Origin of the sequence: Nocardia speluncae NBRC 108251 (assembly GCF_001613245.1) — a bacterium.
GTDB lineage: Bacteria > Actinomycetota > Actinomycetes > Mycobacteriales > Mycobacteriaceae > Nocardia > Nocardia speluncae.
Genome location: NZ_BDBZ01000002.1, coordinates 163073 through 177827 on the forward strand (window position 1 = coordinate 163073; position 14755 = coordinate 177827).

At 64.3% G+C, this 14755-nt stretch carries 15 protein-coding genes and 1 tRNA gene; 11 read left to right on the forward strand and 5 right to left on the reverse strand.

Annotated elements, in window-relative coordinates; genetic code table 11:
- Positions 1–78 precede the first annotated feature (78 nt).
- The 3 genes from NS6_RS03550 (at position 79) to NS6_RS03565 (ending at position 1881) form a co-directional block, all read left to right on the forward strand.
- Positions 79–378, forward strand: coding sequence for a hypothetical protein (locus tag NS6_RS03550; protein WP_157112607.1), 300 nt, complete (start codon positions 79–81; stop codon positions 376–378).
- Positions 379–691: 313 nt separating this feature from the next.
- Entirely contained in the window at positions 692–1078 is a 387-nt protein-coding gene (locus NS6_RS35115) for an MFS transporter (protein WP_068036342.1), read from the forward strand.
- Positions 1075–1881: an MFS transporter gene (locus NS6_RS03565; RefSeq protein ID WP_068036344.1), complete on the forward strand. Its 807-nt coding sequence runs from the start codon at positions 1075–1077 to the stop codon at positions 1879–1881. The genes NS6_RS35115 and NS6_RS03565 overlap by 4 nt, the downstream gene beginning before the upstream one ends.
- Here NS6_RS03565 and NS6_RS34520 read toward each other — a convergent pair.
- Positions 1789–2646, reverse strand: coding sequence for a hypothetical protein (locus NS6_RS34520; RefSeq protein ID WP_168443392.1), 858 nt, complete (start codon positions 2644–2646; stop codon positions 1789–1791). The two genes, NS6_RS03565 and NS6_RS34520, sit on opposite strands and share 93 nt — an antisense overlap.
- A 640-nt stretch (positions 2647–3286) precedes the next feature.
- Here NS6_RS34520 and NS6_RS03570 point away from each other — a divergent pair.
- Positions 3287–4117: a hypothetical protein gene (locus NS6_RS03570; protein ID WP_068036346.1), complete on the forward strand. Its 831-nt coding sequence runs from the start codon at positions 3287–3289 to the stop codon at positions 4115–4117.
- A gap of 348 nt (positions 4118–4465) precedes the next feature.
- Positions 4466–4936 carry a tyrosine-type recombinase/integrase gene (locus NS6_RS35610; RefSeq protein ID WP_068036348.1) on the forward strand — a complete coding sequence of 157 codons (471 nt, stop codon included), beginning with the start codon at positions 4466–4468 and terminating at the stop codon, positions 4934–4936.
- Between the two features lie 45 nt (positions 4937–4981).
- Here the strand turns inward: NS6_RS35610 and NS6_RS03580 are convergent.
- Positions 4982–5055 (reverse strand) — tRNA-Pro (locus tag NS6_RS03580).
- 568 nt (positions 5056–5623) lie between these two features.
- On the opposite strand from NS6_RS03580, the gene NS6_RS03585 reads away from it, so the two are divergent.
- Positions 5624–6103: a PASTA domain-containing protein gene (locus NS6_RS03585; protein ID WP_068036350.1), complete on the forward strand. Its 480-nt coding sequence runs from the start codon at positions 5624–5626 to the stop codon at positions 6101–6103.
- 94 nt (positions 6104–6197) lie between these two features.
- Here the strand turns inward: NS6_RS03585 and NS6_RS03590 are convergent, their stop codons facing one another.
- The 3 genes from NS6_RS03590 to NS6_RS03600 are packed head-to-tail and all read right to left on the reverse strand — an operon-like array spanning position 6198 to position 9417.
- Entirely contained in the window at positions 6198–7070 is an 873-nt protein-coding gene (locus NS6_RS03590; protein WP_068036352.1) for a sugar phosphate isomerase/epimerase family protein, read from the reverse strand.
- On the reverse strand, positions 7067–8257 hold the full coding sequence (locus NS6_RS03595; protein WP_068036354.1) for a dihydrodipicolinate synthase family protein: 1191 nt from the start codon (positions 8255–8257) through the stop codon (positions 7067–7069). Before NS6_RS03595 ends, NS6_RS03590 begins: the two co-directional genes overlap by 4 nt.
- Positions 8254–9417, reverse strand: a complete 1164-nt coding sequence (locus NS6_RS03600; protein WP_068036356.1) for a Gfo/Idh/MocA family protein — start codon at positions 9415–9417, stop codon at positions 8254–8256. Before NS6_RS03600 ends, NS6_RS03595 begins: the two co-directional genes overlap by 4 nt.
- Positions 9418–9592: 175 nt before the next feature.
- Between NS6_RS03600 and NS6_RS03605 the strand changes: the two genes are divergently transcribed.
- The 5 genes from NS6_RS03605 (at position 9593) to NS6_RS03625 (ending at position 14733) form a co-directional block, all read left to right on the forward strand.
- Positions 9593–10633 (forward strand): LacI family DNA-binding transcriptional regulator, encoded by a 1041-nt coding sequence (locus tag NS6_RS03605; RefSeq protein WP_068036358.1) that lies wholly within the window; start codon positions 9593–9595, stop codon positions 10631–10633.
- A 126-nt stretch (positions 10634–10759) separates the two neighbouring features.
- On the forward strand, positions 10760–11632 hold the full coding sequence (locus NS6_RS03610) for an ABC transporter permease (protein WP_068036360.1): 873 nt from the start codon (positions 10760–10762) through the stop codon (positions 11630–11632).
- A gap of 41 nt (positions 11633–11673) precedes the next feature.
- Entirely contained in the window at positions 11674–12714 is a 1041-nt protein-coding gene (locus tag NS6_RS03615) for an ABC transporter substrate-binding protein (protein WP_084470586.1), read from the forward strand.
- A gap of 17 nt (positions 12715–12731) precedes the next feature.
- Positions 12732–13535 (forward strand): ABC transporter ATP-binding protein, encoded by an 804-nt coding sequence (locus NS6_RS03620; protein WP_068037827.1) that lies wholly within the window; start codon positions 12732–12734, stop codon positions 13533–13535.
- Positions 13536–13575: 40 nt separating this feature from the next.
- Entirely contained in the window at positions 13576–14733 is a 1158-nt protein-coding gene (locus tag NS6_RS03625) for a glycerate kinase (protein WP_068036362.1), read from the forward strand.
- Positions 14734–14755: the final 22 nt, after the last annotated feature.

Below are 14755 nucleotides of genomic sequence, written 5' to 3' on the forward strand. Positions count from 1 at the left end.
GTCGGCGTCGTGCCGCTGTGCCGAGCTTTCACCCTGACCCGAGGTCAACCTCAATAGTGATCCAGCTCATATCTACCTATGGGGCAGCGGGCCCTCGTGGACCGTGACCGGGCGCCGGGCATGACCACGGTCGAGTCGGCGCAACTGTGCGATGCGCTGGCCCGGATCAAGCAACTCGAAGTAGAACTTCGCGCGATGCGGCAGGCAGCCCGACACTCGAGGACACCACGATCGGCCCGAAAGCCGGTTCCCGGCTATCACGACCTCGACCGGGCGAACATCAGCATCCACACCGCCTGTCGCGTGCTCGGGGTATCCGAGCACGGTTACCGCCATCACCGCAACCGGCCGCCCAGTGGTTACATCGGTGATTTATGACGTCGCACATCGGTGGATGCCGGCATCGGTGCGGTTCGGAAGATAGTCGTATCGGCAATTTCGACGTCGTGATCTTGCTTGCGGTGCAAGATCGGTATGAATGTTTCCGTATCGGGCGCGCAACCGTCTGCCACGTCCCGATCCAAGGCCGGATCACTTCGTCGACCTATTACTGGTGGTGCAAACGTTCGGAACAGCCCTCGGTACGGGAGGTCGCGGACGAGGCGTTGCCGGCCGAGATCGGCGATATCCATACCAGTTCCGGCAGCGCTTACGGCTCCTCCGGGGTGCATGCGATGCTGGCCCGCCGGCGGTGTCGTCGTTCGCCCCGGTCTTCTCACTCGGGCTGATCGGCATGATGCTCGGCGGGATGATATTCGGTCCGGTTTCGGACCGCATCGGACGACGCGGTGTCATCATCGGCTGCACTATCAGGTTCGGCGTCCTGACCCTGGCAACCTCACAGGCGCAATCGGTGGAAACCCTCATGGCGCTCCGTTTCCTCACCGGACTCGGACTCGGCGGAATCACTCCCAACCTGATCGCCCTCGCCGCGGAATACGCCCCGGCCCGGCTCCGCACCACCGTGGTAACCATCGTGGTCTGCGCATTTTCGGTCGGCGGCTTCGCCGGCGGTTTCATCGCCGCCTGGTTGATCCCGGCACTCGGATGGCGTGCCCTTTTCGTCATCGGCGGGTGATCCCGCTGGCCATCGCCGCATTCGCCTACCGCCACCTACCCGAATCGGTGCGCTACCTGACAGTGGCGGGCAAAACCGAGAAGGCAACCGAAACCGTTCGCCGGATCAACCCGTCGATACCGGCGGGCAGCGTTCCAGAGCTCCCCGGGACGACAACCGAGAAGCCTTCGCTTCTCTCGTTGTTCGCCGATGGCAGAACCACGCTCATCCTGTGGGCTATCTTCTTCATGAACCAGCTCGTCATCTACTTCGTCCTGAGCTGGATGCCGTCGCTGTTCGGCCAGGCCGGCCTATCGGCATCCACGGCACTGATCGCCACCTCCCTGTTCAACCTCGGCGGCGTCGTCGGCGGAATTGTGATCGGCCGACTCTCCGACAAACGCGCCCGCCCGTTCGGCACGATCGCCACGGCCTATGTAATCGGCGCCGTCTTCATCGGCATCACGGCTCTGACGTTCGAGATCGTTCCGGTAATGCTGATCGCAGTGTTCCTGATCGGTGTCGGCGTATCGGGATCGCAGACCGGCATCAGTGCCGTCGCGGCCGCGACCTACCCCACCACCGCTCGCGCCACCGGTGTCGGCTGGGCCTACGGCATCGGACGGATCGGGTCCATACTCGGCCCCACGCTGGGCGGACTCTTCATCAGCATCGGACTCGCGCCTGTCGCCATCTTCACCTTGACCATCATCCCCACCTTGATCGCCGCCCTAGCGATCATGCAGCTCGCCCGGGTCGTCGCCGACCGCACCGCAACGAGACAAACGGAAACCAACAGCGACGAGGTCCTCGAAGCCACATGACCGCCATGGATTCGAAACTTCGCATCCATGGCCGCTGTTCGTCGACCTGGCCCGCGACCTTGAATCCGCACACGATGGCAACGTGGCCCCAACTCTCCAATGAATGACCGGAATGCCCGGCGCAACTCGACGAGGGAGATACGCCGGGCATTCTGCTGAGACCCTGATCTGCCTCCAAACCAGACAGTAATGCGGAAACATCAAGGGAATAAGCACCAATAGGCCGCCGGCGACCTGACCGGAGAGGCGCACAATGAAGAACCCCAGGATCAACAGCACCATGTTCAGCATGACCTCGGGGATGTCGGTGTGCGTGAACATCGCCACCACTAACATCACACTGAACCCGACCAGCAGGAACGCACCCACCAAGACCGCGATCGGTTCACGCTGAAGGAGCGACCACCACATCTTCCAACGGCGCTCCTTCAGGTCCTTAATACCCTTCCGCATTTCCATATCGAAAGCAGCATCACGCGCCTGCTCGGAATCAGCAGCCCGCCCAACAGCGGTGTGCTGCGCAATAAGGTCTTCAGGCTTCCGGCGCGCGTCGGGATCGCTGACATTCTCCTCAACGCCCTCCCGGATGATGGATAGTTCGCGGTCGGTGGTGGACTTGCTCAACCCGGCACGCAATTGTCTGCGGAGTTGAAATAGTAGCGTTACAAGAGCGTTCCTGCCCACGGTCAGAGTTCCGCCTACACCGTCAGGCAGCATCACTGCGGACGTTTCCCGTCCTCGCAGGTTCAATGCAATCTCGTCCACTTCGTGGAGCCAACCAGCGAAAACCTCCGGCGTCGCTCCCGCCATGTCTTCCGGTATTCCGAATAGGCGTAGGAGTGCCGTCTTGGCTTGGCCGATAGTGACATGTGGCCGGTCATCGTCGGCGGGTCATCGTCGGCGGGTCATCGTCGGCTCTCTCGCTGTCTTGCAACGCTACCCTTCCCGTCTGCATCCGCTCTGCTGGCCGGTAACGTACGGGCTCCGCACCTCCGTCGGGATGGGATTGCTCCCGGCACCACATACCGCCAACCCCGAGCGCATCCATCACCCGGTCCACGCGCCCTTCAGTATGGGATCGACAGGATCCTCAGGCTTACACGACCTCTAGCGCGTAGCATCGTGGCGTGATCAGCGGACACGACACCAGCTGCTTCGAGACACTATGCGCGGCTTGTCCATTCAGCGGTTTCGGCGGACCTTCACAGCAGGGAGGTCGCGGGCGTTGAGCGCGCAAACACGCCCCGACAGGGCCAGGCGGCAGCCCCACCGGATCACACCGAGACCGGCACCCCGCGCAGAGGAACCGCCTGAAGAACAGCCAGAGCAGCAGCCCCCTTCACGCTGGCAACGAACGAAAGCCTTCCTTGCGCAGGGAGTCCGGAAACCGATCGCATGGCTGGCAGTGATCGTCGTCGGGGCGGTCGCCACCTGGAGCGCCACGATGGTCGAGAAGTATCTTACGCAGGGGCTCGAACGGCTCGGGGACGATATCCGAGTCGTAGATGTGAACCCAGCGTTCGAGTTGTATGCGACGTTCGCGGTCCCCCCGGATGCGGATCTGTCACCGCCGGAAGGACAACTCGCGCTCGACGCAGAGGAAATCATGGCTCGGGGCGGGGTGTACCTGTCCGAGACGGTCATTCAAATCACGCTCGAAACGAGTCGCAGCAAGCCAGTGACGGTGACTCGGATAGCTCCTGTCCTGGTGGGGAGTGGTTGTTCCGAACCACTAGGTGAAGGCTGGGGATTCGTTGACAATGGCGGACAAGGCGGCATAGATGGGCTGGTTTTCATGACAACAATCGACGCACCGAGCCCGGTGTTGAATCGGACGGGGTTTGACAACTCGGAGCCTGTCGACCAACCCGACTACTTCGGCAACGGCAGCATGATCGAACTGGTGGACGGCGAAACTACCGTCTTGCAGATAATGGTTGAAGCAGGCAGCGGTTTTTGCCACTTCGCTTTCCGGGTTGAATATATAGGCTCCAACGGGCCAGGCGTTCTGACCATAGATGACGATAGCAAACCATTTAAAGTATCTGCCGTTACCGGCATGACTCCTGCTATCGTGCCCACAAATAACTTTGACTGGTTCATGCCGCACGCAACAGATGGCTGCCTGACCAGTGATGGACAGAGAGCGAAACTGACAGAGGAACAGGTAGCGAATAGAGCACGCCTCGAGGGTCGAGAGTGGCAAGAGTATTGCGCCAAGGTCGGTGTAGCGTGATCGCCGTGAACGCCACTTTCTGACGCTGCAACTCGACGGGCGGAGAATATAGCGTGCCGTGCTGGTTCGCGTGATGGAACAAGCAGTACGGGACGGGCTTCGAGAGACCAATCCGCCTCGCGTACGTGGCTGGCAGAAGCTGTACCAGCAGATCGAGGACGAGCTCGACGACCCGCGGGCCCTCACACTCCCGAACTGTACAGCCCTGGCAACGCTTGCTGATGCGCTCGTTCAGCGTTCGGCTGATCGGTACCGCGGATGGGGTGACGTGGTGATCTTCGCTGCGTGCACGGCATCCAGAATCGGCGAGGTCGCCGGCTGCCGTGTCGGCGATATCGACACCGATACGTGGACGTGGCGAGTGCGTCGTCAGACAACCCCCTCGCCGGCGGCATGGCGGACAAAGGCACCAAGGGCAACCGTGCCCGGCCTGTCCCGCTGGTGGAAGAAGTTCGGCAACTCGTCTCGGACCGGCTCGATGCGGTCGGACGGGGCAAACCCGATGCGCGTCTGTTCCGTGGACCACGGGGTGGGCGGATTGCTACCAGTGTCCCGCGGGACACTACGCATTGGGATGAGGTCGTTGCAGCACTCGGGTATGAGCATCTGCGGCGGCACGATCTCCGGCATACCGGTCCGACGTGGATGGCCGATGCCGAGGTGAGCCTGCACGTGCTCCAGAAGATCGCCGGGCATGCCGACAGCCGGACCGCCGAGCGATATCTACACCCGGATCAAAAGGAGATCACCGGCGCCGGGGACAAGCTCTCCAAGCACCTGCGGTCCCGTTCTGGTCCCGCCCTCCGGGTGGTCGGATGACACAGAAAACCCCTCCTGAGCTGGTCAGGAGGGGTTTTCTGATTGTCGGGCTGACAGGATTTGAACCTGCGACCACTTGACCCCCAGTCAAGTGCGCTACCAAACTGCGCCACAGCCCGCCGCGCCCCTCAGGGCGCCCGATGAGATTACCCCAGAGTCGTTAGTGACTACTAATCGGCAGGTCAGACGGCATAAATTGTCACACCCGAGGTCCATCCCCTGCGGATCACTTTTTCACCACCGACAGTTGCACAACAGGGGGCATTCGTTCTGTTACCGCTTGAGAGCAGCGATGATTCAGGACGGGCAGTTCGCCCGGCAGCACATTGGGACGCGGGCGCCGGATCCGAATGCTGAAGGGCACGCCGGCCCGGCCACCCCTGGGGTTTCGATGCCGAGCAGCAGCCTCCCCGACACCGTTCGACCGACTGGGCCCGGCTCATTACCGCATGTCGCTGCAGCCGGCACCGGCGACGAGAAGACCGTCGAACGCTGGATGGCGACGGAGTGGGCGCCTTGGCTACGACATAGACAACCCCGTGGGCGATCACCGAGTACGCCCCGGGACTCAGGAAAATTCCCAAGTTAGATACACCCAAAACTGTGTAACAGGCCACATTGCTCGGCGATATCAATCGGCCGGGATCGAACTGCGCCCACATCGACCAATGTCCGAAGGGAAATACCGTGGCCAATCCGCACTATCCGCAGCAGTCGTACGGCGCCTACCCGCCACCACCACCGAAGAAGACGACACCGAAGTGGGTGATCGTGTCCGCTGTAGTCGGCGCGCTCCTGGTGATCGGCATGATCGGTAACGCGCTCGGAGGAGGCAAGGAGGATTCCACCGAGAACACGATGGTGCCGATTGCTTCTACACCTGCTGCCACGACACCCGCGTTCCTGAAGCCCGCGGCCCCGGCCGGCACCGACGTGCCGGTGATGGACCTGACCGTGCCGGACCTTGCGGGCACGAACGGCGAGATCGCCGCCGAACGACTCGAAGATCTCGGATTCACCAACGTGCAGTATGCGTCTGCCACCCCCGGTAAGGATGTGGTGTTGCTGCGCGCCAACTGGACAGTTCAGTCGGTCGAACCGGGACCTGGGACTGTTGTTCCGTCCGATTCGACGGTTGTGGTGACCATGACGAAGAACAACGCATAGGCTGGTCGGCTGCGAATCCGCGCTGGTCCGGCGGCAATCGCTGCGTGGTGCGCGGCAGATGCGGAACGCTCTGCCGCGCACTTTCCTGTCCCGCTCAGCCCACGAGGGCGGGAAGGACCAGGTCGCGGTAGCGCTGCTTCATTGTCTCGATTACTTCTCGGCCGTCACCGGCCCAAATGTCGGCATTGAAGATTTCTACTTCTACGTCGCCGCGGTAACCAGCGGCGCGAACCCACCGGCCGATGGTCGTGAAGTCGATGACGCCGTCGCCCATCATCCCGCGGGACAGCAGCGGGTCGGCGGTCATCGGGTTCAACCAGTCACATACCTGGTATGAGCTGATCCGCCCGGCGGCACCGGCCTCTGCGATCTGTGCTTCGAGGGCCGGATCCCACCAGATATGGAAGGTGTCGACCACGACTCCTACGGTCTCCGCCGGATAGGGCTGCGCCATCGTCAATGCCTGTGCCAGCGTGGAGATCACTGCCCGGTCGGCGCAGAACATGGGGTGCAGCGGTTCGAGGGCGAGGCGGATGCCGCGCTCGGCCGCGTACGGCGCCAGTTGCGCGAGACGCTCGTCCACTCGCGCCCGCGCGGCGGCGAGTTTGCGGTCGGGCATACCGCCCACCACCATCACCAGTTCCTGCGTGCCCAGTGTCGCTGCGTCGTCGATGGCGCGGCGATTGTCGTCGAGCGCCGTCTGCCGGTCGTCCGGCTGGGTCAGGAAGCCGCCGCGGCACAGACTGGAGACGCGCAAGCCGGCATCGCGGACGATTTTGGCGGCGGTGTCGGCACCGATCTCGTCGACCCGGTCGCGCCACAGCCCGATCGCGCCGAGCCCTGCACGGGCGGCACCGTCCACCGCCTCTGCCAGGGTCCACCGCTTCGTGGTGGCCGTATTCAGCGACAGCGACCGGTACGGATCGTCCAGATCGAACGGGAGATGCTGTGCTGCAACAGATGTCATGATGTCAATCCGTTCAGTTCCAGGTAGACCCGCATGCGGTGCGCGGCCAGTTCCGGGTCCGACAGGAGCCCCGCTTTGTCTGCGAGCCGGAACAATTCGGCCAGGTGAGTCACGGATCGGCCGGTGGACAGCCCGCCCACCATCGAGAAGCCCGATTGTTTGTTGTTGAGCCATGACAAGAACGCGATGCCGGTCTTGTAGTAATACGTCGGTGCGGCGAAGATGTGACGCCCGAGGGCCTGTGTGGCGCCGAGGATATCCGACGCTCGTGTCACATTGCCGTTGTCGAGTTCCTGTAGCGCGGTGGACGCGGCGGGATAGATCGCCGCAAAGATACCCAGTAGCGCATCCGAATGCCCGTGCGAATCGCCGATGATCAGCTCCGGATAGTTGAAATCGTCGCCCGTGTACAACCGCACACCGTCCGGCAGCGCGCGGCGAAGTGCGATCTCGTGTGCCGCGTCGAGCAGTGAGACCTTGACTCCGTCGATCTTGGATCGGTTGTTCTCGATGAGTGTTCGGAATGTTTCGGTGGCGGCACCGATATCGGGGCTACCCCAGTATCCCCGCAGCGCGGGATCGAACATGGTGCCGAGCCAGTGCAGGATCACCGGCCGGTCCACACCGGCCAGCACCTTCTCGTAGACGGATAGGTAGTCGGCCGCCGAGCGGGCGACCTGGGCGAGTGCCCGTGACGCCATCAGGATCACCTGAGCTCCGGCGTCGGTGACCACGTCGATCTGTTCACGATAGGCGTCGACGATCGCGGCGAGTCCGGCCGGTCCGGAGGGCAACCCGGCGAGGTCGAGCTGATCGGTTCCGGCTCCGCAGGCCAGCCTGCCACCGGCCGAGGCTGCCTCGGCGCCGGATCGCCGGATCAATTCCGCTGTCGCCTGCCAGTCGAGGCCCATTCCGCGCTGTGCGGTGTCCATGGCGTCGGCGACGCCGAGTCCGTAGGACCATAGTTCATGCCGGTAGGCCAGCGTCGCGTCCCAATCGATGGCTGCGGGCTCCCCTGGCGTGTTGGCGGCCGTGGCGCGTGGAATGACGTGCGCGGCAGCGTAGGCCACACGGGAGGTGATCGGGCGGGCCGGCTGCGTCCACACGCCCGGCGCACCGAGAATGTACGGTTCGAGCCGGGTGCCTACGGGCAGCAGGACCGTCACACCCGTGGACGCCGCGGTCACAGCGTCACCTCCGGGATCTCCATCCGGCGGCCTTCGGCGGAGCTGCGCAGTCCCAGTTCGGCCAACTGCACCCCACGCGCGGCAGAGAGCATCCCGTAGCGGTGCGGCCGGCCGCGCACCACGTCGGTGAGGAACTCCTCCCACTGCAGCTTGAAGCCGTTGTCCAGATCGGCGTTGGCCGGCACTTCCAGCCATTGGTCACGGAACGGCTCGGTGACCGGGAGATCCGGGTTCCACACCGGTTTCGGTGTGTGCGAGCGATGCTGGGCAACACATGTGCGCAGGCCGGCTACGGCGGAGCCGTGTGTTCCGTCGATTTGGAACTCGACGAGCTCATCTCGGTACACGCGCACCGCCCACGACGAGTTGATCTGTGCGATCACGCCGTTTTCCATCTCGAAGATCCCGTATGCGGCATCGTCGGCGGTGGCCGGATACGGCTCGCCCTGTTCGTCCCATCGCGTGGGGATGTGGGTTGCCGCCTTCGCGGTGACCGCCCCGACCTTGCCGAGCAGGGCCTCGAGTACGTAGTTCCAGTGACAGAACATATCGACGACGATGCCGCCGCCGTCTTCGGCGCGGTAGTTCCAGCTGGGCCGCTGGGCGGGCTGGCCGTCGCCCTCGAACACCCAGTAGCCGAATTCGCCACGCAGCGAGAGGATCCGGCCGAAGAAGCCTTCTTCGACGAGCCTGCGCAGTTTCACCAGACCGGGTAGGTAGAGCTTGTCGTGCACGACCCCTGCGGTGACGCCGGCGTCGGCCGCCACCGTGGCGAGCTCGACGGCCTCGGTCAGCGTTTCGGCGGTCGGCTTTTCGGTGAAGACATGTTTGCCCGCCTTCATCGCTGCGGCCAGCGACTCGGCGCGGCGGGAAGTAACCTGCGCATCGAAGTAGATATCGATCGACGGATCGGCGATCACGGCAGCGGCATCTGTGCTCCATTCGGCGATCCCGTGCTGTTCGGCGAGTTCGGCGAGTTTGGCGGCATTGCGGCCGACCAGGATCGGCTCCACCTGGACGCGGGTGCCGTCCGGGAGCAGCAGCCCACCGCCGTCGCGGATCGGCAGGATGGATCGCACCAGGTGCTGGCGGTAGCCCATGCGACCGGTGACGCCGTTCATGGCGATGCGGAGCGTGCGCTGTGGAGTGGAATCGGGCATGGCTGGTGCCTCTTCTGATTTGCGTGGCTGACGACCGCGGATAGGTCGTGGGAGAGCGCGGAGGGAGCCGCGCCTGCCGAGTGGACGAGACAGCGTCGGAATGCGCTTTCCAAGCTATGCTAGTCGCGAAGTCCGGTCAACCCCCGACGCACGAGAGAGAACGAGGCACGAGGCCATGGCGGCTGTGAGATTGCAAGATGTCGCGACCCGGGCGGGCGTCTCCCAGGCGACCGCTTCCCGCGTACTCAACGGCTCGTCCCGGGTACCCGGCGAAGGCGTCGCCGACCGGGTTCGCGCCGCCGCCACCGAATTGGGATATGTGGCAAACGCCCAGGCCCAGGCCCTCGCACGGTCCTCGACCGGACTCATCGGACTCGTCGTGCACGATATCGCCGACCCCTACTTCTCCTCGATTGTGCAGGGCGTCCAGGCGGCAGCGCGCAGAGCCGGCAAACTCGTCTTGCTGGCCAGCACGCAACGCGATTTCGATATCGAACGCGAATCCGTGAGCACCTTCATCTCGCATCGCGCCGACGCGATCATCCTGGCGGGTTCCCGGCAGAGCGGCGACCTCGACCGCGACCTCGAGAAGGACTGCGCGCGATACCTGGACAACAACGGCAAGGTTGTCGTCATCGGACAGCCACTACCGTTCGGTGCCGCGGTGGAGCCCGAGAATCGTGCTGCCTCGGCACAATTGGCGACCGCCCTGCTCGAGCAGGGCCACCGGAATTTCGGCGTCATCGGCGGCCCCGGCAATATCAGGACCGCCGTCGACCGGCGCAACGGCTTCGTCGAGGCGCTCGCGGCGCAGGGAGTGACACCCCTGGTCGAGATCGCGGGCGACTTCTCCCGTGACGGTGGTTTCACCGCCGCTCGCCGCCTCGCCGCCGCGCTGGATCTGCACCCCGGTCAGGCCCGCGGCACCGCACCCTGCGTTTTCGCCGTCAGCGACGTGATGGCGATCGGCGCGGTCGCGGCATGGCGTGAACTCGGCCTCACCGTGCCCGATGATGTCTGCGTTGCCGGGTTCGACGATATCCCGACGCTGCGCGACCATGTGCCGGGTCTTTCGACGGTGGCACTGTCGCTGGTCGAGATCGGTGAACGCGCCGTCGCGCTGGCACTGGACGACTCCGCGAAGGCCGCTCATGTCCACGAATTCGTACCCGGCCGCGTGATCCTGCGCGACAGCAGCGTTGTGCGATGTGTCTGACCTGCACCAACCCGAAACCCTTGACACTGTGCGTCCGGTCACACTAGCCTTTTCCTCAGCGTCGGAAAGCGCATTCCCAGCGGGTGTAGTGCGAACCCCGCTTTACTACTAGCTTTAGGACTCCAGATGGCGGTAGTCACGTCCGTCGAGGCCGGTTCCTCCGCACCGAAAGCGACGCAACCCGTTCGCACTCGGCGCCGGAAACTCCCATCCCCATCCACACTGTGGTCGACCATATGGCGCCCGCTCGCCCTCGTGGCGGCGCTCGTTGCCGCATGGTGGGCCGTCACCGAATTCGAGCTCGTCGAGCCCTACATTCTGCCGTCGCCGGCGGATACCTGGCGCACCGCCGCCGACAATTCGGCATATCTGCTCCAGAACACCTGGGTCACCACTTACGAAACCGTGGTCGGCTTCATTATCGCCGCGGTGATCGGCGAAGCCGTCGCACTGGTGATGATCTACTCCCGCGGTATCGAGCGGACGATGTACCCGCTCATCCTCTTCGCGCAGGTCATCCCCAAGATCGCAATCGCACCGCTGTTCATCGTCTGGCTCGGGTTCGGCACCAGCCCCAAGATACTGGTTGCCGTGCTGATGGCATTCTTCCCGATCGTCATCGCCGGTATGGCCGGGCTGCGCTCGGTCGATCCCGAAATACTCGAGCTCACCTCCACCATGGGCGCGAGCAACTGGAAGACGTTCGTGAAGGTGCGTTTTCCGGCATCTCTGCCGCAGTTGATGTCCGGCCTCAAAATCGCCGCCACCCTCGCGGTCACCGGCGCCGTAGTCGGTGAATTCGTCGGTGCGAACGAAGGGCTCGGCTACGTGATTCTGCAAGCCAACGGCAATATCGATACAGCAATGCTGTTCGCCGCCCTGATCATCATGTCCCTGCTGGGCATCATCCTGTTCGCGATCATCGAAATCGCCGAACAGTTCCTCATCCCATGGCACGCCTCGCGCCGGTCCACGGCCTCGGCCGTCGGCGCGGCATAAGCATCGAACAACCGCATTCACGCCACAGCTGGAGAACTCGCATGACATTCGGAACTCGCAGACTCACGACGATGGCCGCCGCTGCGGCTGCTTCACTCCTGGTATTGACCGGCTGCGGGGGCAGCGGCAACGAGGCGAAAGATCCCGGCGCCGGCGGGGAGACCACCACGGTGTCGCTGATGCTCAACTGGTATCCCTACGGTGAACACGCCCCGTTCTATTACGGGGTACAAGAAGGCATATTCGCCAAGCACGGCATCGATCTGAACATTTCGGCCGGCCAGGGCTCCACCAAGACCGCGCAAGCCACCGGTTCACAGCAGACCGACTTCGGCTGGGCCGATACCCCGGCCGTCCTCAGCAATATCGATAAAGGCGTCAAAATCAAGAGCGTCGGCGTCTTCCTCCAGACCACGCCCTCGGCAGTGCAGGTATTCGCCGATTCGAATATCCACACACCGGCAGACCTGGCGGGTAAGACCATTGCCGTGTCCGCGGGCGACGCGCCGACCACGACCTTCCCGGTCTACCTCGACAAAGCGGGCGTTGCGGCGGATCAGGTAAACCAGCAGAGCCTCGACTCGGCAGGCAAGATGTCGGCGATGCTCTCCGGGCGCGTCGACGGGCTCATCGGATTCGCGCACGACCAGGGCCCCACCATCGCGAACAAAAGTGGCCGCGAGGTCCGCTACCTGCGGTATTCCGACGAAGGCCTGAGCTTCTTCAGCAACGGCCTGATCGCGAACCAGGCCACCATCGAATCCTCCCCCGAGCTCGTACAGGCCATGGTGGATGCGACCAGCGAGGCATTCGCCGCCGCGGTCGCGAAACCGGAGGCCGCGGTCGCAGCGATGGAAGGTAAGGATCCGCAACTGCCGCCGCAGGAGGTACTGCTTCAGCAGTGGCAGGAGACCATCCCGTTGCTCACCACACCGGAAACAGCCGGCAAGGCGCCGGGCACGAACTCAGAAGCCGATTGGCGCGCCACCGTCGAGGTCCTCAGCAGCGCGAAGCTCCTCGACAAGGCCGAAGCCCCGGCCAAGTACTGGGAATCGACGTTCACCCCCACCAGCAAGCCGTGACCGGAGCAGGTGACGATATGAGCACACCCACCGATACTCTCGCCCGCACCGATACCGCCGTCGCGGTGGATGACCTGACCGTGCGGTTCTCGTCCAAACGCGGCGAGGTCACCGCACTCCACGATGTCGGACTACAGGTCGGCCGGGGCGAATTCGTTTCGATCGTCGGCCCGTCCGGCTGCGGCAAATCGACGCTGCTGAAGGTCGTCGCCGGCCTCACCGATCCGAGCGGGGGCAGCGTCGAACTCGGCGGTGTCGCTGTACGCGGGCCGCAACGCAATATCGGCTATGTCTTTCAGCGCGCGGCACTGCTCGAATGGCGGACCGTCCGCAAGAACATCCTGCTCCAAGCCGAGATGCGTGGCTTGAACAAACGGGCGGCCGAGGCCGAATGCGCGCGCCTCATCGAGATGACCGGCCTCGGCGGATTCGAAAACGCTCTGCCGCACGAGCTCTCCGGCGGTATGCAACAGCGGGTTTCACTGTGCCGGGCTCTGCTGCACGAACCGGAAGTGCTGCTGATGGACGAACCGTTCGGCGCCCTCGACGCCCTCACCCGGGAACGGATGAATATCGAGCTGCACAGGATCTGGCGGGAAACGGGCACCACGGTCCTGCTGGTCACCCATTCGGTGGCCGAAGCGGTCTACCTCGCCAACCGGGTGGTCGTGATGAGCCCGCGGCCGGGCCGGATCGTCGAACTGCTCGACGTGGACCTGCCCGCCCACCGGGAGTACGCCACGACCATGGAGCAGCCGGAGTTCATCAGAGTCGCCAATCGGATCCGCGAACTACTCGGCTCGGCGCCACACACGGACTGAACTCGATCCCCCGGCCAGTCACTGACAGGAAGTCGACCGCGTGAAAGTTCTCGTTGCCCCGGACAAGTTCAAGGGAAGTCTCTCGGCGTCCGAGGTGGCCGACCGGCTGGCGGAGGGTTTGGCGGCAGCAGGGGTCGACAGTTACCGGATGCCGCTGGCCGACGGCGGGGACGGGAGCGTCGACGCCGCGATCGCGGCCGGATTCACCCCGCGTCCGGTGACGGTGGCCGGGGCGGCGGGAACCCCGAGATACGGGCGGATCGCCGTCGGCCACGGCACCGCGGTGGTCGAGGTCGCCGACACTTGCGGCCTCACCACTCTTCCGAACGGCCGCAAGCTGCCGCTGGACGCGAGCAGCCTCGGTATGGGGCAGGCCATCTCGCAAGCGATGCGATATCGGCCGCACCGACTGGTCCTCGCCCTCGGGGGCAGCGCCAGCACCGACGGCGGGATGGGACTGCTCGCCGCGCTCGGCTACACCTTCGCCGACGCGGCGGGAAGCCGGCTGCGCGCGTGCGGACGGTCTTTGGGGCAAGTCCATACGATCGACTCGTCGCGGGCCGCGAAGCTCAGCGGGATCGATATCGTGGTCGCCGGGGATGTCACCAATCCCCTACTCGGGCCGGACGGCGCGGCGGCGGTGTACGGGCCACAGAAGGGAGCCACCGACGAAGAGGTTCGCTTCCTCGACACCGGCCTGAACAACCTCGTGCGAGCGTTCGCGCGCAGCGGTTATCCGCAGGCGATGGCTGCCGCGAACGCGGCCGGGGCGGGCAGCGCGGGCGGAATGGGCTTCGCCGCGTCGGTGCTCGGCGCAGAGATCGTGTCCGGTGCCGACTACTTCCTCGATTTGCTCGAGTTCGATCGTCATCTACCCGGTTGCGACCTGGTGGTCACCGGCGAGGGACGTATCGATGAGCAGACAGCGAACGGCAAACTGCCGACAGTGGTGGCCCGCCGCTCATTTCCCGTTCCGGTTGTCGCTGTCGCCGGTCGGAGCACCCTGTCCCCGAGCCGTTGGCGCGCGACAGGATTCACCGATATTCATGCCTTGGGCGACTACACCGACAGGGATACCACCGACGATCCCGACCTGACCCGCCGGCTACTCACCCGGATCGGCCGGCAGATCGGGTGTGCCGCCGCATACCGTCCCGGCGTAGTCGTCGATGACAAACAGCCCGACGTCCACCGTTGATCGCCCGCCGAACCCGAATGCG